Raw genomic sequence first — 15,631 nt, forward strand, 5'->3', positions numbered from 1 at the left:
GCCGGGGCGCGGGGCAAGCAGGCGCGATGATCGACCTGCGCCCCGTTGTCCATCCGATCGGCAAGATCATCGTCACCTTCGGGGTCGCGATGATGGCGCCGCTGCTTGTGGACTGGTGGCACGGCAATCCGCATTGGAGGGTATTCCTGCAAAGCGGCGCGCTGACCGTTGTTGCGGGTCTGCTGCTGTCGGTGGCCACCTGGGGCGATTACCGCAGCCTGACGATCCAGCAGGCGTTCCTGCTGACCTCGGGGCTGTGGGCGGTGCTGCCGGTCTTTGGCGCGCTGCCGTTCCTGCTGGGCCAGCCGGACGCCGCTTTCGTGGACGCCTATTTCGAGGCGATGTCGGGCCTGACGACCACGGGAACAACCGCCTTTGCGGAACTGGACGTCCTGCCGCACGGGACGCATCTGTGGCGGGCGATCCTGCACTGGACGGGCGGCCTGGGCATTGTCGTGGTGGCCATGGTGTTCCTGCCGGTCATGAAGGTCGGGGGGATGCAGTTCTTCCGGTCCGAGGGATTCGACACCCTGGGCAAGATGCTGCCCCGCGCGGGCCAGATCGCGGCCGAGATGACGCGCATCTACATGATGCTGACCGCCGCCTGCGTCGTGACCTTTCTGCTGCTGGGCATGACCGGTTTCGATGCCATCGTGCAGGCTTTCGGCACGGTGTCCACCGGCGGATTTTCGAATTACGACGCCAGTTTCGGGGCCTTCCTGGGTCCGCCCGAATGGGCCGCGTCGGTGTTCATGATCCTGGCCTCGATCCCGTTCATCCGCATGGTCCAGGCCACGCGCGGACAGTTCACCCCGATCTGGAGGGACATCCAGATCCGCGCCTATCTGCGATGGATCGGGTATGCCTGCGCGATCATCGTGGTGTATCGCATCGTGTTCCTGCAACATCAGGGCACGTTTGTGGAAATCCTCCGCGAAACCGTGTTCAACGTCGTCTCGATCTTTTCGGGCACCGGGTTCGCCTCGACCAACGTGCTGGAATGGGGGCATCTGCCACTGGCGGTGCTGATCATCTGCGGGCTGATCGGCGGCTGCACCGGATCGACCGGCTGTTCGGTCAAGGTGTTCCGCTATCTGGTGCTGTTCCAGGCCGTGCGGGCGCAGTTGCGGCGGATGCATTCGCCCCACCGCGTCTATGCCCTGCGCTACGAAGGCCGCCCGCTAAGCCAGGACGTGACCGATTCGGTCATGGCTTTCTTCACGCTGTTCATGCTGACCTTTGGCCTGCTGATCGTGGGCCTGTCGCTGACCGGGCTGCACCCGCGCACCGCCCTGACGGGCGCCTGGACCGCCATTGCCAATATCGGGGTGGTCTGGGGGCCGGAAATCACTGCCAACGGGTCCATCGCGCAGTTTCCCGACAGTGCCAAGTGGATGATGACCCTGGGCATGTACCTGGGCCGGCTGGAACTGGTGTCCGTGCTGGTCCTGCTGCTGCCGCGGTTCTGGCGGGGTTAGGGGGGCGCTACAAGCGTTTCTCGAAGAACCTGTCCGGATAGGGATCGTCGTTGAAACGGTCGATCTCGGTCCAGCCGGTGTTGCGGTAAAGGGCCAGGGCCTCGGTCAGCGCGCTGTTGGTGTCCAGCATCAGCCGGTGGATGCCCAGGCCCGCGGCACGCGCCTCGATCTCGTCCATCAGGCGGCGGGCAAGGCCCTGGCCGCGGGCAGCCGGCGCCACCCAGACGCGCTTGACCTCGGCCTCGCCCCTGCCAAATCCCTTCAGTCCGGCGCAGCCGACCGGCTGACCGCCCGACCAGGCGACCAGAAAGACCCCGCGCGGGGGCAGCATGTCCTCGGCCTCGGGGTCGCGCGACAACGACACGTCAAAGCCCTGCCGGAACCGCCGGGCCAGTTCGCCGTAATAGTGATCCAGGCACTCGCGCGCCGTGGTGTCCCGAGGATCGGCCGCCATGATCCTGACATCCGCAAGGGGGACGCGCCCGCCGTCGTTCCCTGGACGGTTCATGGCCGGGCCGGCAGGGCGGCCCCCGCCGTGCCGTTCGTTCCGGCCCCCGGCATGGCCGGGCCGGTCGCTGCATCGTTCGCCGCCGGTCCCTTGCGCGCAAGACTGTCCGACATTTCCGCCGCGATCCGTGCCTGCCCATCCGCATCCGCCGCAGGCCAGATCAGCACGAAGCCCTCGGCCCGGCCGTCGCGGACCCAGCCCTCGGCGCGGCCGATATGGGCCTCGTTCGCGCCCTCCAGCAGCACATGGCCGGGCTGGATCGTGCGGCTGGGCTGGGGCACCCAGCCAAGCGCCGTCACCAGCCCCGACAGATCCAGCAGTTCCTGCTGCCCGCCGGGCTGGCTGAACAGGATCAGCGCCGCGCCCGAGCCATCCTTCGGGCCATAGATCGACAGCGCGCGTTCCGTCCGGTCGAACTCCAGCCGGTCCATCGGCGCCAGCAACGACAGGCCGGTGGCCGGATCGTCCAGCCTGTCCAGACCCATCTCGGCCCGCCAGGCGTCGCGGCGGGCGATCAGGTCGCGCATGGCGGTGCCCGGGTCGGTCGATGTCCGGCTGGCCAGAATCTGGGCCGTGATGGCGTCGCGGGTGCGGGGGCCGGACTGGCCGTCGATCTCTCCGTCATAGACGCCCGCCCAGCGCAAAGCGCGCTGCACCTGATCCATGGGCGGCATCTGGGCAGCAGTTGTGGGCGGCGGCGGCAGGTCTGGCGTCTCGCCGGGCCGAACCACAGCGGCCAAGTCGGCCGCATCCGACACGAAGGCGTCGTTCGGGACCAGATCGCCGTCCTTGAACACCCGCAGCCAGGCCTCGGCGGTGGCGCGGTCCATCGGACCCAAGGCCACCCCGAACCAGCCGTTCGGCAGTTCCGCCAGCCCCGCCTCGGGAAAGGTGCGGCGCCAGTCGGCCAGCGCGGCATCGCCATCCGCGCGCGCCTGCACGGATTGCAGACGGATATAGGCGCCCGGCGCGGGCAGGTCGGCCTGCGGCGCGGCAGGTGGGGCAGCCTCGGGCACGGTTTCTGCCACAGTGCCCGCGCCCACCGGGGTCAGCACCACATCCGCGCCCGGCACGGCCACGAAACTGTCCGAGGGGATCTGCCGCGCCTGTTTCAGCGCGTCGATCCGTTCGCCCGCCTCTTCGGGCGACAGCGGGCCGATGGCGATGGCGGTCCAGCCGCGCGGCAGCGGAAACGTCACCACGTCGTCGAACCGTTCGGCCCAGCGGGCCGCCGCCTCGGCCACGTCGCCTTCGCGCTTGGCCTCGATCCGGATCACGGCATCCTGCGCCCATGCCGCCATCGGCAGCGCCGCCGCCATCACCAAGCCTGCTGCCAAGCGCCGCATTCCCGTCCCCCTTCGATCCCGTGGCCTTTATTGACCCTGTTCCCCGCCCCGCCTAGAAGGCCGCAAGCATTGCTGATCTATGCAAAAGGACGGCCCCGATGACCAGCCCCAACCGCCCCCGCAGCTTTCAGGAGATCATCCTGCGCCTGCAGACCTATTGGGCTGCCCAGGGCTGCGCCGTCCTGCAACCCTATGACATGGAGGTGGGCGCGGGCACCTTTCACCCCGCCACCACCCTGCGCGCCCTGGGGTCGCGCGCCTGGGCCGCGGCCTATGTCCAGCCGTCGCGCCGCCCGACCGACGGCCGCTATGGCGAGAACCCGAACCGCCTGCAGCATTATTACCAGTTCCAGGTCATCATCAAACCCTCGCCCCCGGACCTGCAGGATCTGTATCTGGGCAGCCTGCGGGCCATCGGACTGGACCCGATGGTCCACGACGTCCGCTTTGTCGAGGACGACTGGGAATCCCCCACCCTGGGCGCCTGGGGCCTGGGATGGGAGGTGTGGTGCGACGGGATGGAGGTCAGCCAGTTCACCTATTTCCAGCAGGTCGGCGGTCATGACTGCCGCCCCGTATCGGGCGAATTGACCTATGGACTGGAACGGCTGGCGATGTATGTGCTGGGCGTCGAACACGTCATGGACATGCCCTTCAACGATCCCGGCGCGGCCCACCCTCTGAGCTATGGCGACATCTTCCGCCAGACCGAGCGCGAATATTCCCGCTGGAACTTCGAGATCGCCGATACCGACACGCTGTTCCAGCACTTCAAGGACGCCGAGGCCGAGTGCGCCCGGATCCTGTCCGCCGATCCGGCGGACGGCGCGGGCCGCACCATTCCGATGGCGCACCCGGCCTATGACCAGGCGATCAAGGCCAGCCACATCTTCAACCTGCTGGATGCGCGGGGGGTCATCAGTGTGACCGAACGGCAGGCCTATATCGGACGGGTCCGGGCGCTTGCGAAAGCCTGCGCCGACCTGTTCCTGACCACCGAAGCCGCCCAGGGTCCGGTCGCGTCATGAACGGCAAGATCGTCGGCATCGGCCTGCTGGCCATCGGCGTGATCGCGGGCGCCGGCATGTGGTATTTTCAGGAATACCATTTCTATGACCGGATGCCCCCCGCCGACGCGCTGACCGTGCAAACCGCCAACGGTCCCGCCACGCTGGCAGTCACCGATTTCCAGGGTATCGACGCCGACAGCTCTCCGCTTCGCTGGCGGGTCTGCGCCGTGCTGGCCGAACAGCCCGCCGACCCCGTTCCGTTCGAGGGCGCAACGCCCCTGGGTGCCCCGGGATGGTTCGACTGCTTCGACAACGGCCAGTTGACCGCCGACCTGGACTCGGGCGCGGCCCGCGCGGTGCTGGGTCAGGCCGAGATTCGCCCCGACGTGGACCGCGTGCTGGCCATCTATCCCGACGGCCGCGTCTATGGCTGGCACCAATACAACGACAAGACCCCGGAACGCGGAGTGATGGACTGATGCCCGACCTGCTGATCGAACTGCTGTCCGAGGAAATCCCCGCCCGGATGCAGGCCCGCGCCCGCGACGACCTGAAAAAGCTGGTGACCGACGGGCTGGTGAATGCGGGCCTGACCTATGCCAGCGCCGGGGCGTTCAGCACGCCGCGACGCCTGACGGTGACGGTCGAGGGCCTGACCGCCCACAGTCCCACCACGCGCGAGGAACGCAAGGGCCCCCGCCTTGATGCCCCCGACGCCGCGCTGGAGGGCTTTTTGCGCTCGACCGGCCTGACCCGCGATCAACTGGTGGCGCGCGACGACAAGAAGGGTCAGGTCTGGTTCGCCACAATGGAAAAGCCCGGCCGCCCCGCCGCCGAAATCGTGGCCGAGGTGCTGGACGCGACCATCCGCAATTTCCCCTGGCCCAAGTCGATGCGGTGGGGGAACGGCGCGCTGCGCTGGGTGCGCCCGCTGCATTCGATCCTCTGCCTGCTGTCCGACGAAGCGGGCAGCACGGTCGTGCCCCTGACCGTGGACGGCATCGGTGCCGGCAACACCACCCGCGGCCACCGCTTCCTGTCGCCCGACGCCTTTGCCGTTTCGGGCTTTGACGACTATGCCGCCAAACTGCGCCGCGCCCATGTGATCCTGGACGCCGCCGAACGCGAGGCCGCGATCCGCCAGCACGCCGCCAACCTCGCCTTCGCGCGCGGCTGGGAAATCGTGCCCGACGAGGCCCTGCTCTCCGAGGTGGCGGGCCTTGTCGAATGGCCCGTCCCCCTGATGGGCGTGATCGAGGAGCGGTTCCTGGACCTGCCGCCCGAGGTGCTGCAAACCTCGATGAAGGAGCATCAGAAGTTCTTCTCGGCCAGGAATCCCAGGACCGGCCGGATCGAGGGCTTCGTCACCGTCGCCAATATCGACACGCCCGACGACGGCGCGACGATCCTGGCCGGCAACCAGCGCGTGCTGGCCGCCCGCCTGTCGGACGCCGCGTTCTTCTGGCAGAACGACCTGCGCGAGGCGAAGGCCGGGATGGGAGCTTGGGCCGAGGGGCTGAAGTCCGTCACCTTCCACAACAAGCTGGGCAGCCAGGCCGACCGCATCGCCCGCATCGCAGCGCTGGCCCGCGAGATCGCCCCGCTGGTCGGCGCCGATCCCTACCAGGCCGAACGCGCCGCCCGCCTCGCCAAGCTGGACCTGCGCAGCGCCATGGTCGGCGAGTTCCCCGAACTGCAAGGCACGATGGGCCGCTACTACGCCCTTGCCGCAGGTGAGCCCGACGCCGTAGCAGATGCCGCCCGCGACCACTATTCGCCGCTTGGGCCGTCAGATGCAGTGCCGACCGCGCCGGTCTCGGTAGCGGTGGCGCTGGCAGACAAGATCGACACGCTGACCGGGTTCTGGGCAATTGATGAGAAGCCCACCGGATCGAAGGATCCTTTTGCGCTGCGGCGGGCGGCGTTGGGCCAATTGAGGTTGCTAATTACAAGCCGCTCGCGTGCCTCCTTCGAAAATATCTATAATTGGAGCGTTGACACTTATCGCAGGCAGTTCATCGGAGGTTATGGTGAGTATCTCCGCGATAACGTTTATGACCTATTTAATAGCTACCGAAATCTCGAAGATACACTCAACCATCTTGAAGATGAAGAAACAGAGTTCAGTTTCTTACCTTCGCTTCTTAAAGAAGATGACCTCAAGGGCGTAGTATCGGCGGAACGCTTGATGCAGACCTTGGCGGACAGAGCAGTGATTTATAAGGCTGATGAATACTTAGCTGATCTTAAGGACAAGTTCCCCGACCTCCTCTCCTTCCTCCATGACCGCCTCAAGATCTATCTCCGCGACCAGGGCATCCGCCACGACATCATCGACGCCGTGCTGGCGCAGCCCGGCAATGACGACCTCGTGCTGGTGGTCAACCGAGCCACCGCGCTGAACGCCATGCTGCAAACGGATGATGGCCGGAACCTGACCCAGGGCCTCAAACGCGCAGGCAACATCCTGGCGCAGGCCGAGGACAAGGACGGTGTCGAATACAGCTTCGGCGCCGACGTGAAATTCGCCGAAACCGATCAGGAGCGCGCCCTCTTCGCCGCGCTCGACACCGCCGAACCGGCGATCACGGCAGCGATCAAGGCGGAGGATTTTCCCGCCGCCATGAGTGCCATCGCGGCCCTGCGGGCGCCCATCGACGCCTTCTTCGATACCGTGCAGGTCAATACCGACAACCAGATCGTCCGCCGCAACCGCCTGAACCTGCTGCACCGCATCCGCGCCGCCGGCCAGCAGATCGCGGATTTCACCAGGATCGAGGGCTGACGCCACCACGGTCACACCGCAAAAGGGCCGGAGGACAAACCCTCCGGCCCTTCTTCATGCGCATATCCCGCGGGGCCCTGGGACGTGAAGTCCCCCAGCGGCACAGATCACACCATCCGGTCAACCATCATGTGCTTGATCGACGCGATCGCCTTGGCGGGGTTCAGCCCCTTGGGGCAGGTGTTGGTGCAGTTCATGATCGTGTGGCAGCGATACAGCTTGAAGGGATCCTCCAGCTCGTCCAGACGCTCGCCCGTCGCCTCGTCGCGCGAATCGATGATCCAGCGATAGGCGTGCAGCAGCGCGGCCGGGCCCAGATAGCGGTCGCCGTTCCACCAATAGGACGGGCAGGCGGTCGAACAGGACGCGCACAGGATGCATTCGTACAGGCCGTCCAGCTTCTTGCGGTCCTCGATCGACTGCTTCCATTCCTTGCCGGGCGTGGGCGACTTGGTGATCAGATAGGGGTTCACGCTGGCGTGCTGGGCATAGAAATGCGTCAGGTCGGGGATCAGGTCCTTGACCACCGGCATGTGCGGCAGCGGATAGATGGAAATGTCGCCCTTCACCTCGTCGATGCCATAGATGCAGGCCAGATGGTTGCCGCCGTCGATGGTCATCGCACAGGACCCGCAGATCCCCTCGCGGCAGGACCGGCGGAATGACAGCGTCGGGTCGATCTCGTTCTTGATCTTGATCAGCGCGTCCAGGATCATCGGGCCGCACTTGTCGGTGTCCACGAAATAGGTATCCAGCCGCGGGTTTTCCCCGGTATGCGGATCCCAGCGATAGATCGTGAACTTGCGGACGTTGGTCGCGCCATCGGGCCTGGGCCAGGTCTTGCCGACCCGGATCTGGCTGTTCTTGGGCAGGGTGAACTGGACCATGGGTGCTCCTTCAGGAAGTGCCTTCGGACGGCGCGTTTGCCGTGAAAAGATGTTCGGCGCGGGCGACCAGATCGACGATCCGGCCATGCGCATGGGGGTTCAGCGACAGGCCGTTCAGCCTGCGCAGGAATTCGGTGGCGCCGCCGTTCAGCCGGCGGTTGGTCGGCCCGTCCAGGGGCTGCAATGTGTCGATCTGCGCGTCCTCCAGCCCGGCATGGCGCAAAAGCTGGCGGCCGGGGCGCCGAGGATCATCCTCATCCTCCAGCCTGAAGCGGGTGACGCCGGGGCCTGACGCCATGCGCCCGACCAGATCGTCCCAATCGGCAAGCCCCGCCGTCTCGGCCTCGAACTCGGCAAGGCTGCGGCGATAGCCGTCGGTCCGCACGGCCTGGGCCCAGACCGAGGAACGCCAGTCCCCCTGATTGCGGGTATAGATCACGAAATCCACGGCAAAATCTGTCGCTTCCTGCCGCAAAAGCGCGGCAATTTGTGGCAGGGCCGGGTAAAGCCGCGTCTCGCCGCCGTTGCCGGGCATGGCCCCTGCCAGATTCTCATGGCTGATCAGAACCGGCAGGCCGTTCGGGGGCAGCGTGTCCAGCACCGCACGAAAGGCCCCCCGCACCGTCCGCGCCCCGTCCCCGGACGGCGACAGGCTGAAGGCGATGGCCGCACGTCCCAGCGGCCGCATGGGCGAGCCTTCTTCCGGCGTGCGCACCACAAGGTACCCCGACAGCATGGTCTCGTTCCGGCGCAGATGCCGCTGGATCGCGGTGCTGCCGGTCTTCTGCACGCCCAGATGGACGATCAGACGCCGCGCCCCCGGTTCTTTCGCCCTGCCCGCCATGGCCTAGCCTGTCCAGCCCGGCTGGTCATAAAGGGGGCGGCGGGGCATCTGCCCCGACCGTCGCTGCACGCAGCGATCATAAACCTGCGAGGGATCGCGGCCCATCAGATAGTCGCCCGACAGGTCCACGGACACGCTGCCGAAACCGCGCGTGCCGCCCCCGCCGATGCCCGTGCCGACGCCCAGCGACACATTGGTTTGCGGGCGTTCGGCCAGTCGGGCGTCGCGCAGGCAGGTCAGTTCGGCCTGTTCGACAGGCACCGGCCCGCAGGCCGACAGGGCCGCCAGCAGCCCCATCAGAACCAGCGATCCTGCCCGCGCGCCCCTCATGTCAGGCGGTGCGCGCCGCAGCAGCGATGCACTGCGTCGTCGCGGGCCGCGAGACGATGGCCGCCACGCTGTCCGCCGTGCCCGTCACGCCCGCACGGGACGCCTGGGCGATGTCGATCAGTTCGGCGGTGGTGGCGTTGTTGACGACACAGTCGGTATAGGGCGCGACATTGGCGCCCGGCAGGCGCTTCTCCATTTCCGTGTTGATGACCGCGCGGGCCACCTGCCTGGTGGCCGCGTCAAGAACGGTGGGCGCGGGGGCGATCACGACCGGGGGGGTCGTCACCGTGGTCGCGGGCGGCATCGGCGCGGCGCAGGCCGCCAGAACGGCGGCGGCAAGACCCAGGCCGGCAAAAGATTGGAAGCGCATCAGTAAACCCTTTTCTTGGGAGCAATCTTCTTCAGGTCGATCCCGCCATCCTCTTCCTTGGTCAAAGGGTCCAGATGGACGGGGCGGTAGTCCAGTTTAACCGCGTTTCCATCCACCCATGCAAGCGAGTGCTTGCGCCAGTTGGCATCGTCCCGCTCGGGCCAGTCCTCGTGGGCGTGGGCGCCCCGGCTTTCCTTGCGCGCCTCGGCCGCGACGATGGTCGTCAGCGCGTTCGGCATCAGGTTGGTCAGTTCCAGCGTTTCCATCAGGTCGGTGTTCCAGATCAGGCCCCGGTCGGTGACGCGGATGTCGTCCATCCTGGTGGCGATGGCGGTCATCTTCTGCACGCCCTCGGCTAGGGTTCTGTCGGTGCGGAACACCGCCGCGTCAGACTGCATGGCGCGCTGCATGTCCAGCCGCAGGTCGGCGGTCGGCGTGGCGCCGTTCGCGTGGCGCAGCCCGTCGAAGCGGCCGAGCGCCTTGTCAACCTCGGCCTGGTTGGTCGATGGAACATGCCCTTCGCGGTCGATCACCTGCCCGGCGCGGATCGCGGCGGCGCGGCCGAACACCACAAGGTCGATCAGGCTGTTCGATCCCAGCCGGTTCGCCCCGTGGACCGAGGCGCAGCCCGCCTCGCCCACGGCCATCAGGCCCGGAAAGATCGCGTCCGGATTGTCCGCCGTCGGCGCCAGGACTTCGCCCCAGTAATTCGTGGGGATGCCGCCCATGTTGTAATGCACGGTCGGCAGCACCGGAATGGGCTCGCGGGTGACATCGACGCCCGCAAAGATCTTGGCGCTTTCGCTGATCCCCGGCAGGCGTTCGTGCAGCGTTTCCGGCGGCAGGTGCATCAGGTTGAGGAAGATATGGTCCTTGTCGTCGCCCACCCCCCGGCCTTCGCGGATTTCCAGCGTCATGCAGCGCGACACCACATCGCGCGAGGCCAGATCCTTGTAGGTGGGGGCATAGCGTTCCATGAACCGCTCGCCTTCGCTATTGGTCAGGTAGCCCCCTTCGCCCCGCGCGCCCTCGGTGATCAGGCAGCCCGAGCCATAGATGCCGGTCGGGTGGAACTGCACGAATTCCATGTCCTGCAAGGGCAGGCCCGCGCGGGCCACCATGCCGCCGCCATCGCCGGTGCAGGTATGGGCCGACGTGGCGCTGAAATAGGCGCGGCCGTATCCGCCCGTGGCCAGCACCACCATCTTGGCGTTGAAGACGTGGATAGTGCCGTCGTCCAGCTTCCAGCAGACCACGCCGGTGCAGGCGCCGTCGGTGACGATCAGGTCGATGGCGAAATATTCGATGAAGAATTCCGCATTGTTCTTAAGCGACTGGCCGTAAAGTGTGTGCAGGATCGCGTGGCCGGTGCGGTCGGCGGCGGCGCAGGTGCGCTGCACCGGGGGGCCTTCGCCATATTCGGTCGTATGGCCGCCGAAGGGACGTTGGTAAATCTTGCCTTCCTCGGTCCGGCTGAAGGGCACGCCGTAATGTTCCAGTTCATAAACGGCCTTGGGCGCCTCGCGCGCGAGGTATTCCATCGCGTCGGTGTCGCCCAGCCAGTCCGACCCCTTCACGGTGTCGTACATGTGCCATTGCCAGTTGTCCGGACCCATGTTCGACAATGACGCGGCAATGCCGCCCTGGGCCGCGACGGTGTGGGACCGCGTGGGAAACACCTTGGTCACGCAGGCCGTGCGCAGGCCCTGTTCGGCCATGCCCAGCGTCGCGCGCAGGCCCGCGCCGCCCGCGCCCACCACCACCACGTCGTAATCATGCGTATGAATGTCGTATGCTGCCATGATGTCCTCAGATCGCCAAGGGGACCAGCGTCATGCGGGCCAACGCGAACAGCGCCGCCGCGATGACCGCCCAGCCGAAGACCACCGAGACGATGATCGCCACCTTGCGCGCCGTATTCTGGAAATAGTCGTCGATCATGATGCGCGTGCCCTTGATGAAGTGCATCATGCCGACCACGATGAACAGCGCCGTGATCAGCGCCGGATAGGGCCTGCCGAAATAGCCCAGCAGATCGGCCTGCGACAGCCCGATGGCCCGGCCGATCACCAGAAAGAACGCCGGCGTCAGCAGCACCAGCGCGCAGGAAGTGACGGTCAGGAACCAGTGGTCCTGGGTGCCGCTGCGGGCCGATCCCAGGCCCTGGGCGGCCTTGCGGGGGGTGATGTAGCGCATGTTGACCCTGCCTCAACCAAAGAAGAACAGAACGACCGAGATCAGCGTCAGCACCACCGACCCGATGATGATGGCCCAGCTTGCCCGCTCGGCCTCCTCGATGCGCAGCAACTGGCCCGCGTCGTAGAACAGGTGGCGGATGCCGGCCAGGGTATGGAACCACAGCGCCCATGCCGATCCGGTCAAGACAATAAAACCAATCCACGACCGCACCACCCAGTCAGCCGCGGCGAATCCGCGCGGCCCGCTGACCGCCGCCACCAGCCACCAGACCAGCAGCAGGATGCCTGCTACCAGCGCCTGGCCGGTAATGCGCGTCAGGATCGAGGTGACGGCCGCCATGGGCAGTCGATAGACTTGCAGATGGGGGGAAAGCGGCCGGTTCCCGCGGTTCACATCGGCCATGATGCGGCGCTCCTTTGATCGGTTGGGCTGGCCCGGTCCGGTCGGGCTGGCCCGGCAGGCTGGCAATTTGGCAAGGTTTTGGCGTTCTTTCTATCGACTGTCACGCCTGGATTTCCGTCATCACCCCGATTTCGGATAATGCGTGCCGTTTCGTGATCACAAGCTGCAAAGCCGTGATCACAGCATGGAAATTGCAATGCATCGACCCTTGACGCCCCTATTGCTGCCCCAGGGCCATATCGGGATGATAATCCGCCTCGATCTCCTTTGTTACCGACTGTCCCAGCCGCATGACACGTTTTTCCGGATCAAAGGCCATGGTCGGCCCGCCATGCAGAGACCAGCCTTTCGCCAGGGCCTCGCTGACGCGGTGGCAGAAACGCGAGGTGTCGTCCTCGGTGATGCAACGATACAGGGTGGTCATCTCAGCCTCCGAACGGCCAGGGTCCGATCCAGCCATGGATCAGGCCCACGACCAGCATGACAACCACGGCGCCCGCGGCCGCCATGATCTCCTTGCGGACGGGAAACGGGCCGGTGCGGCGTTTCCAGGCGCCGGCGCGGTTCAAAAGGGCGATCTCTACCAGCGCCCAGGCCAGCAGGCCGCCGAACAGGATCATCGAGGGCAGATCGCCATTCGTCAGGATATGGGCCACCGCCCACAGCGAAAAGCCGGTCAGTTGGGGGTGGCGCACCGACGCCGTGATGCGGGTGCCCATCCCGTCGGCGGCATACAGATAAAAGGCCACCAGCATCAGCAGGTTGTTGATGCCGACCAGGGCGGGGGACGGCCCCCACCAGAACGGATCGGCCGGCGCGCGCTGATAGCCCTGCGCCATCAATACGACAGCAAGGACCAGCAGGATCGCGATCAGGCCCTTGCCCTTGTCGCCCATGGCCGCGCGGCGCTCTGGCGCGATACGCTTGAACAGATGCGCGCCCCACCACAACGCAAGGCCAAGGATCAGCAGGACCATCGGGCTTCCTTTCGCAAAACGGTTCGGCATACAGAATGCCCCGATCCCGGCGCGGCTGCAATCGCGCCGATATCTCCGGCCTCAGGCCAGCCCCTGCCAGACCAGCCGCAGCGACACGGCCAGCAGGCCCCAGGTGATGAGTTGATAGAACAGCCGCTGCGGAATGATCCGGATCAGACGCAGTCCCAGCCAGACCCCGACCAGCGACACGGGCGTCAGAACCGCCGCCGTCTTGAGGACGGGCAGGTTCAACTGGCCCAGCAGCGCATAAGGCAGCAGCTTGATCCAGTTGGTGACGGCAAAGAACCAGGTCGTCGTGCCGGCATAGACCATGGCCGGCAGGCGCAGCGGCTGGACATAGACCTGCCACAGCGGCGCGCCTGCGTGACTGACAAAGCTGGTATATCCGGCCAGCGTGCCCCACAGACTGCCGCGCCTCAGCGATGGCTGGCGGGCCTGCCCCGCCAACGCCGGGCGAATCAGGGCGTTCAGGGCAAAGACCAGGCCGATCAGCCCGACGATCAGCGTCACGCCTTCGACCGGCACCAGATGCGCCGTGGCCCAGCCGATGCCGATGCCGATAACCGCGCCGGGCAGCGACGTGGCCAGCACCGGGGCGCTGAAGTGGCGGCGGAACGCAATCAGTCCGGCTGCATCCGACACCACATAGACGGGCAGCAGCAGTCCCGCCGCCTGGACCGGCGACATGACCAGCGACAACAGCGGCACGGCGATCAGGCCGACCATCGCAAGGCCCCCCTTGGCCAGTCCCACGGCCATGGCAGCGATGACGGCCAGAACCCAGCCTGTGAGTGTCAGTTCAAGCATTGCATTTCCCCTGCCGCCCCTTCCCGCCCGCGCCTGGATGTGCGCCCGCACCCCGATTGGCAAGTGTCAGCGTTAACAGCCTGCCACCCGACCGCCTTTGTCTTGCGATTTCGGGCACGACCCCGTAACCACCCAGCAACATCATTCCATTGATCGGAGGTTTATCCATGGCCCGACCCAAAATCGCACTGATCGGTGCGGGGCAGATCGGCGGCACGCTGGCGCATCTGGCCGCGATGAAGGAACTGGGTGACATTATCCTGTTCGACATCGCCGAAGGCACGCCGCAGGGCAAGGCCCTGGACATCGCGCAATCGGGTCCGTCCGAAGGCTTCGATGCCGTGATGAAGGGTGCCAACGATTACGCCGACATCGCGGGCGCCGATGTCTGCATCGTCACCGCGGGCGTGCCGCGCAAGCCGGGAATGAGCCGCGACGACCTGCTGGGCATCAACCTCAAGGTCATGAAATCCGTGGGCGAAGGCATCGCCAGGCACGCGCCCGACGCCTTTGTCATCTGCATCACCAATCCGCTGGACGCGATGGTCTGGGCGCTGCGGGAATTTTCCGGTCTGCCCCATGAAAAGGTCTGCGGCATGGCGGGCGTGCTGGATTCGGCGCGCTTCCGGCATTTCCTGTCGCTGGAGTTCGGCGTGTCCATGCGCGACGTGACGGCCTTCGTTCTGGGCGGGCATGGCGATACGATGGTGCCGCTGACGCGCTATTCGACGGTCGCGGGCATTCCTCTGCCCGATCTGGTCAAGATGGGCTGGACCACGCAGGAAAACCTGGACGCCATCGTCCAGCGGACCCGCGACGGCGGCGCGGAAATCGTCGGCCTGCTGAAAACCGGCAGCGCCTTCTATGCGCCCGCGACTTCGGCCATCGAGATGGCCGAGGCCTATCTCAAGGATCAGAAGCGGGTTCTGCCCTGCGCGGCTTATGTGGACGGCGCCTATGGCCTGAACGGCATGTATGTGGGCGTTCCCACCGTGATCGGCGCGGGCGGCGTGGAAAAGGTCATCGACATTGCGCTGGACGATGACGAACAGGCGATGTTCACCAAGTCGGTCGATGCGGTGAAGGGCTTGGTCGCGGCCTGCAAGGGCATCGACGGCACGCTGGCCTGACCGGCAAGCCCCAAAGCCCACAGCAGGGCGCGTCCCCTGCGGGCGCGCCTTGGCATTTGACGATGTTCATTTTTCCGGTTCCATCATAGCATCGCCGTGTTCCATCGAACCGGAGGCGACCATGAAACTGCACATCCTGCCCGCTGCCCTGTTTCCCGTCCTGCTGCTGACCGCCTGTCAGGCACCCCCCACGTCGCCCAGACCCACGGGTCAACTGCCGTTCATGGGCAGTTGGGATTGCGGGGCCACGACCATGACCTTTACCCCCGACAGCTATCAGCCGTCGGTTGATGCACAGCCAATGACGATCCGCAGCTTTTCCACCCAGAATCGGGTGACGACGATGACATTGGACGATGGAGCGGTGATCGAGGTCCAGTCGCAGAACGACAACCAGATAAACTGGATGTCGCAAAGCACCGGCGACAGCTTCGTGTGCACCCGCATCGCAGGCTGAACGCCCGCCAAGGCCAAACCGGATGCGCTTTGTGATCACGGCATTTCTTGCTGTGATCACAATCATTCCGACTGCATCAT

The 15,631-nt window shown here is 66.0% G+C and carries 18 protein-coding genes; 6 read left to right on the plus strand and 12 right to left on the minus strand.

Going from position 1 to position 15,631, the window contains the following annotated elements:
• Positions 1 to 26 precede the first annotated feature (26 nt).
• Positions 27 to 1,478 (plus strand): TrkH family potassium uptake protein, encoded by a 1,452-nt coding sequence (locus EYE42_RS05705; protein ID WP_130990355.1) that lies wholly within the window; start codon positions 27 to 29, stop codon positions 1,476 to 1,478.
• Between the two features lie 7 nt (positions 1,479 to 1,485).
• On the opposite strand, the gene EYE42_RS05710 is transcribed toward EYE42_RS05705, so the two are convergent.
• Both EYE42_RS05710 and EYE42_RS05715 read right to left on the minus strand, forming a co-directional pair.
• Positions 1,486 to 1,986, minus strand: a complete 501-nt coding sequence (locus tag EYE42_RS05710) for a GNAT family N-acetyltransferase (protein WP_130990356.1) — start codon at positions 1,984 to 1,986, stop codon at positions 1,486 to 1,488.
• The gene (locus EYE42_RS05715; RefSeq protein ID WP_211657900.1) at positions 1,983 to 3,332 is read right to left on the minus strand and encodes a peptidoglycan-binding domain-containing protein; all 1,350 of its coding nucleotides are present in this window, start codon (positions 3,330 to 3,332) and stop codon (positions 1,983 to 1,985) included. Before EYE42_RS05715 ends, EYE42_RS05710 begins: the two co-directional genes overlap by 4 nt.
• Positions 3,333 to 3,430: 98 nt before the next feature.
• Here EYE42_RS05715 and EYE42_RS05720 point away from each other — a divergent pair, with 98 nt between their 5' ends.
• Genes EYE42_RS05720 through glyS form a run of 3 tightly spaced genes read left to right on the plus strand, consistent with a single transcriptional unit; the run spans position 3,431 to position 7,127 of the window.
• Complete coding sequence (locus tag EYE42_RS05720) at positions 3,431 to 4,360, plus strand: glycine--tRNA ligase subunit alpha (protein WP_130990357.1); 930 nt, start codon at positions 3,431 to 3,433, stop codon at positions 4,358 to 4,360.
• On the plus strand, positions 4,357 to 4,821 hold the full coding sequence (locus tag EYE42_RS05725; protein WP_130990358.1) for a DUF6446 family protein: 465 nt from the start codon (positions 4,357 to 4,359) through the stop codon (positions 4,819 to 4,821). The genes EYE42_RS05720 and EYE42_RS05725 overlap by 4 nt, the downstream gene beginning before the upstream one ends.
• Positions 4,821 to 7,127: a glycine--tRNA ligase subunit beta gene (glyS, locus tag EYE42_RS05730; RefSeq protein WP_130990359.1), complete on the plus strand. Its 2,307-nt coding sequence runs from the start codon at positions 4,821 to 4,823 to the stop codon at positions 7,125 to 7,127. Before EYE42_RS05725 ends, glyS begins: the two co-directional genes overlap by 1 nt.
• A 107-nt stretch (positions 7,128 to 7,234) precedes the next feature.
• On the opposite strand, the gene EYE42_RS05735 is transcribed toward glyS, so the two are convergent.
• The 10 genes from EYE42_RS05735 to EYE42_RS05780 all read right to left on the minus strand — a co-directional run bounded on the left by EYE42_RS05735 (position 7,235) and on the right by EYE42_RS05780 (position 13,964).
• Positions 7,235 to 8,014: a succinate dehydrogenase iron-sulfur subunit gene (locus EYE42_RS05735; protein ID WP_130990360.1), complete on the minus strand. Its 780-nt coding sequence runs from the start codon at positions 8,012 to 8,014 to the stop codon at positions 7,235 to 7,237.
• A gap of 10 nt (positions 8,015 to 8,024) precedes the next feature.
• Positions 8,025 to 8,858, minus strand: coding sequence for a hypothetical protein (locus EYE42_RS05740; RefSeq protein WP_130990361.1), 834 nt, complete (start codon positions 8,856 to 8,858; stop codon positions 8,025 to 8,027).
• A gap of 3 nt (positions 8,859 to 8,861) precedes the next feature.
• A complete protein-coding gene (locus EYE42_RS05745; protein ID WP_130990362.1) occupies positions 8,862 to 9,188 on the minus strand; it encodes a hypothetical protein in 327 nt (108 codons plus the stop codon).
• A gap of 1 nt (position 9,189) precedes the next feature.
• Positions 9,190 to 9,558 carry a hypothetical protein gene (locus EYE42_RS16150; protein ID WP_211657901.1) on the minus strand — a complete coding sequence of 123 codons (369 nt, stop codon included), beginning with the start codon at positions 9,556 to 9,558 and terminating at the stop codon, positions 9,190 to 9,192.
• On the minus strand, positions 9,558 to 11,360 hold the full coding sequence (sdhA, locus tag EYE42_RS05755) for a succinate dehydrogenase flavoprotein subunit (protein ID WP_130990363.1): 1,803 nt from the start codon (positions 11,358 to 11,360) through the stop codon (positions 9,558 to 9,560). The genes EYE42_RS16150 and sdhA overlap by 1 nt, the downstream gene beginning before the upstream one ends.
• Before the next feature lie 7 nt (positions 11,361 to 11,367).
• Entirely contained in the window at positions 11,368 to 11,754 is a 387-nt protein-coding gene (locus EYE42_RS05760) for a succinate dehydrogenase, hydrophobic membrane anchor protein (protein WP_130990364.1), read from the minus strand.
• A gap of 12 nt (positions 11,755 to 11,766) precedes the next feature.
• Complete coding sequence (gene sdhC / locus EYE42_RS05765; protein WP_130990365.1) at positions 11,767 to 12,159, minus strand: succinate dehydrogenase, cytochrome b556 subunit; 393 nt, start codon at positions 12,157 to 12,159, stop codon at positions 11,767 to 11,769.
• Between the two features lie 217 nt (positions 12,160 to 12,376).
• Positions 12,377 to 12,583 carry a DUF1737 domain-containing protein gene (locus tag EYE42_RS05770; RefSeq protein WP_130990366.1) on the minus strand — a complete coding sequence of 69 codons (207 nt, stop codon included), beginning with the start codon at positions 12,581 to 12,583 and terminating at the stop codon, positions 12,377 to 12,379.
• A gap of 1 nt (position 12,584) precedes the next feature.
• Positions 12,585 to 13,136, minus strand: a complete 552-nt coding sequence (locus tag EYE42_RS05775; protein ID WP_130990367.1) for an NnrU family protein — start codon at positions 13,134 to 13,136, stop codon at positions 12,585 to 12,587.
• 81 nt (positions 13,137 to 13,217) lie between these two features.
• Positions 13,218 to 13,964, minus strand: a complete 747-nt coding sequence (locus EYE42_RS05780) for a sulfite exporter TauE/SafE family protein (protein WP_165455719.1) — start codon at positions 13,962 to 13,964, stop codon at positions 13,218 to 13,220.
• 167 nt (positions 13,965 to 14,131) lie between these two features.
• Between EYE42_RS05780 and mdh the strand changes: the two genes are divergently transcribed.
• On the plus strand, positions 14,132 to 15,094 hold the full coding sequence (gene mdh, locus EYE42_RS05785; protein ID WP_130990368.1) for a malate dehydrogenase: 963 nt from the start codon (positions 14,132 to 14,134) through the stop codon (positions 15,092 to 15,094).
• A gap of 121 nt (positions 15,095 to 15,215) precedes the next feature.
• Positions 15,216 to 15,551 (plus strand): hypothetical protein, encoded by a 336-nt coding sequence (locus EYE42_RS05790; RefSeq protein WP_130990369.1) that lies wholly within the window; start codon positions 15,216 to 15,218, stop codon positions 15,549 to 15,551.
• Positions 15,552 to 15,631: the final 80 nt, after the last annotated feature.

Origin of the sequence: Paracoccus subflavus, assembly GCF_004310345.1 — a bacterium.
GTDB classification, from domain to species: Bacteria; Pseudomonadota; Alphaproteobacteria; order Rhodobacterales; family Rhodobacteraceae; genus Paracoccus; species Paracoccus subflavus.

Bases quoted from the DNA above. Each gene is read 5' to 3' on its own strand.
- EYE42_RS05740 (WP_130990361.1), bottom strand. From the start codon at position 8,858: ATGGCGGGCAGGGCGAAAGAACCGGGGGCGCGGCGTCTGATCGTCCAT.
- EYE42_RS05710 (WP_130990356.1), bottom strand. From the start codon at position 1,986: ATGAACCGTCCAGGGAACGACGGCGGGCGCGTCCCCCTTGCGGATGTC.
- EYE42_RS05745 (WP_130990362.1), bottom strand. From the start codon at position 9,188: ATGAGGGGCGCGCGGGCAGGATCGCTGGTTCTGATGGGGCTGCTGGCG.
- sdhC (WP_130990365.1), bottom strand. From the start codon at position 12,159: ATGGCCGATGTGAACCGCGGGAACCGGCCGCTTTCCCCCCATCTGCAA.
- EYE42_RS05705 (WP_130990355.1), top strand. From the start codon at position 27: ATGATCGACCTGCGCCCCGTTGTCCATCCGATCGGCAAGATCATCGTC.
- sdhA (WP_130990363.1), bottom strand. From the start codon at position 11,360: ATGGCAGCATACGACATTCATACGCATGATTACGACGTGGTGGTGGTG.
- EYE42_RS05735 (WP_130990360.1), bottom strand. From the start codon at position 8,014: ATGGTCCAGTTCACCCTGCCCAAGAACAGCCAGATCCGGGTCGGCAAG.
- EYE42_RS05760 (WP_130990364.1), bottom strand. From the start codon at position 11,754: ATGCGCTACATCACCCCCCGCAAGGCCGCCCAGGGCCTGGGATCGGCC.
- EYE42_RS16150 (WP_211657901.1), bottom strand. From the start codon at position 9,558: ATGCGCTTCCAATCTTTTGCCGGCCTGGGTCTTGCCGCCGCCGTTCTG.
- EYE42_RS05720 (WP_130990357.1), top strand. From the start codon at position 3,431: ATGACCAGCCCCAACCGCCCCCGCAGCTTTCAGGAGATCATCCTGCGC.
- EYE42_RS05775 (WP_130990367.1), bottom strand. From the start codon at position 13,136: ATGGTCCTGCTGATCCTTGGCCTTGCGTTGTGGTGGGGCGCGCATCTG.
- EYE42_RS05715 (WP_211657900.1), bottom strand. From the start codon at position 3,332: ATGCGGCGCTTGGCAGCAGGCTTGGTGATGGCGGCGGCGCTGCCGATG.
- EYE42_RS05780 (WP_165455719.1), bottom strand. From the start codon at position 13,964: ATGCTTGAACTGACACTCACAGGCTGGGTTCTGGCCGTCATCGCTGCC.
- glyS (WP_130990359.1), top strand. From the start codon at position 4,821: ATGCCCGACCTGCTGATCGAACTGCTGTCCGAGGAAATCCCCGCCCGG.
- EYE42_RS05725 (WP_130990358.1), top strand. From the start codon at position 4,357: ATGAACGGCAAGATCGTCGGCATCGGCCTGCTGGCCATCGGCGTGATC.
- EYE42_RS05770 (WP_130990366.1), bottom strand. From the start codon at position 12,583: ATGACCACCCTGTATCGTTGCATCACCGAGGACGACACCTCGCGTTTC.
- EYE42_RS05790 (WP_130990369.1), top strand. From the start codon at position 15,216: ATGAAACTGCACATCCTGCCCGCTGCCCTGTTTCCCGTCCTGCTGCTG.
- mdh (WP_130990368.1), top strand. From the start codon at position 14,132: ATGGCCCGACCCAAAATCGCACTGATCGGTGCGGGGCAGATCGGCGGC.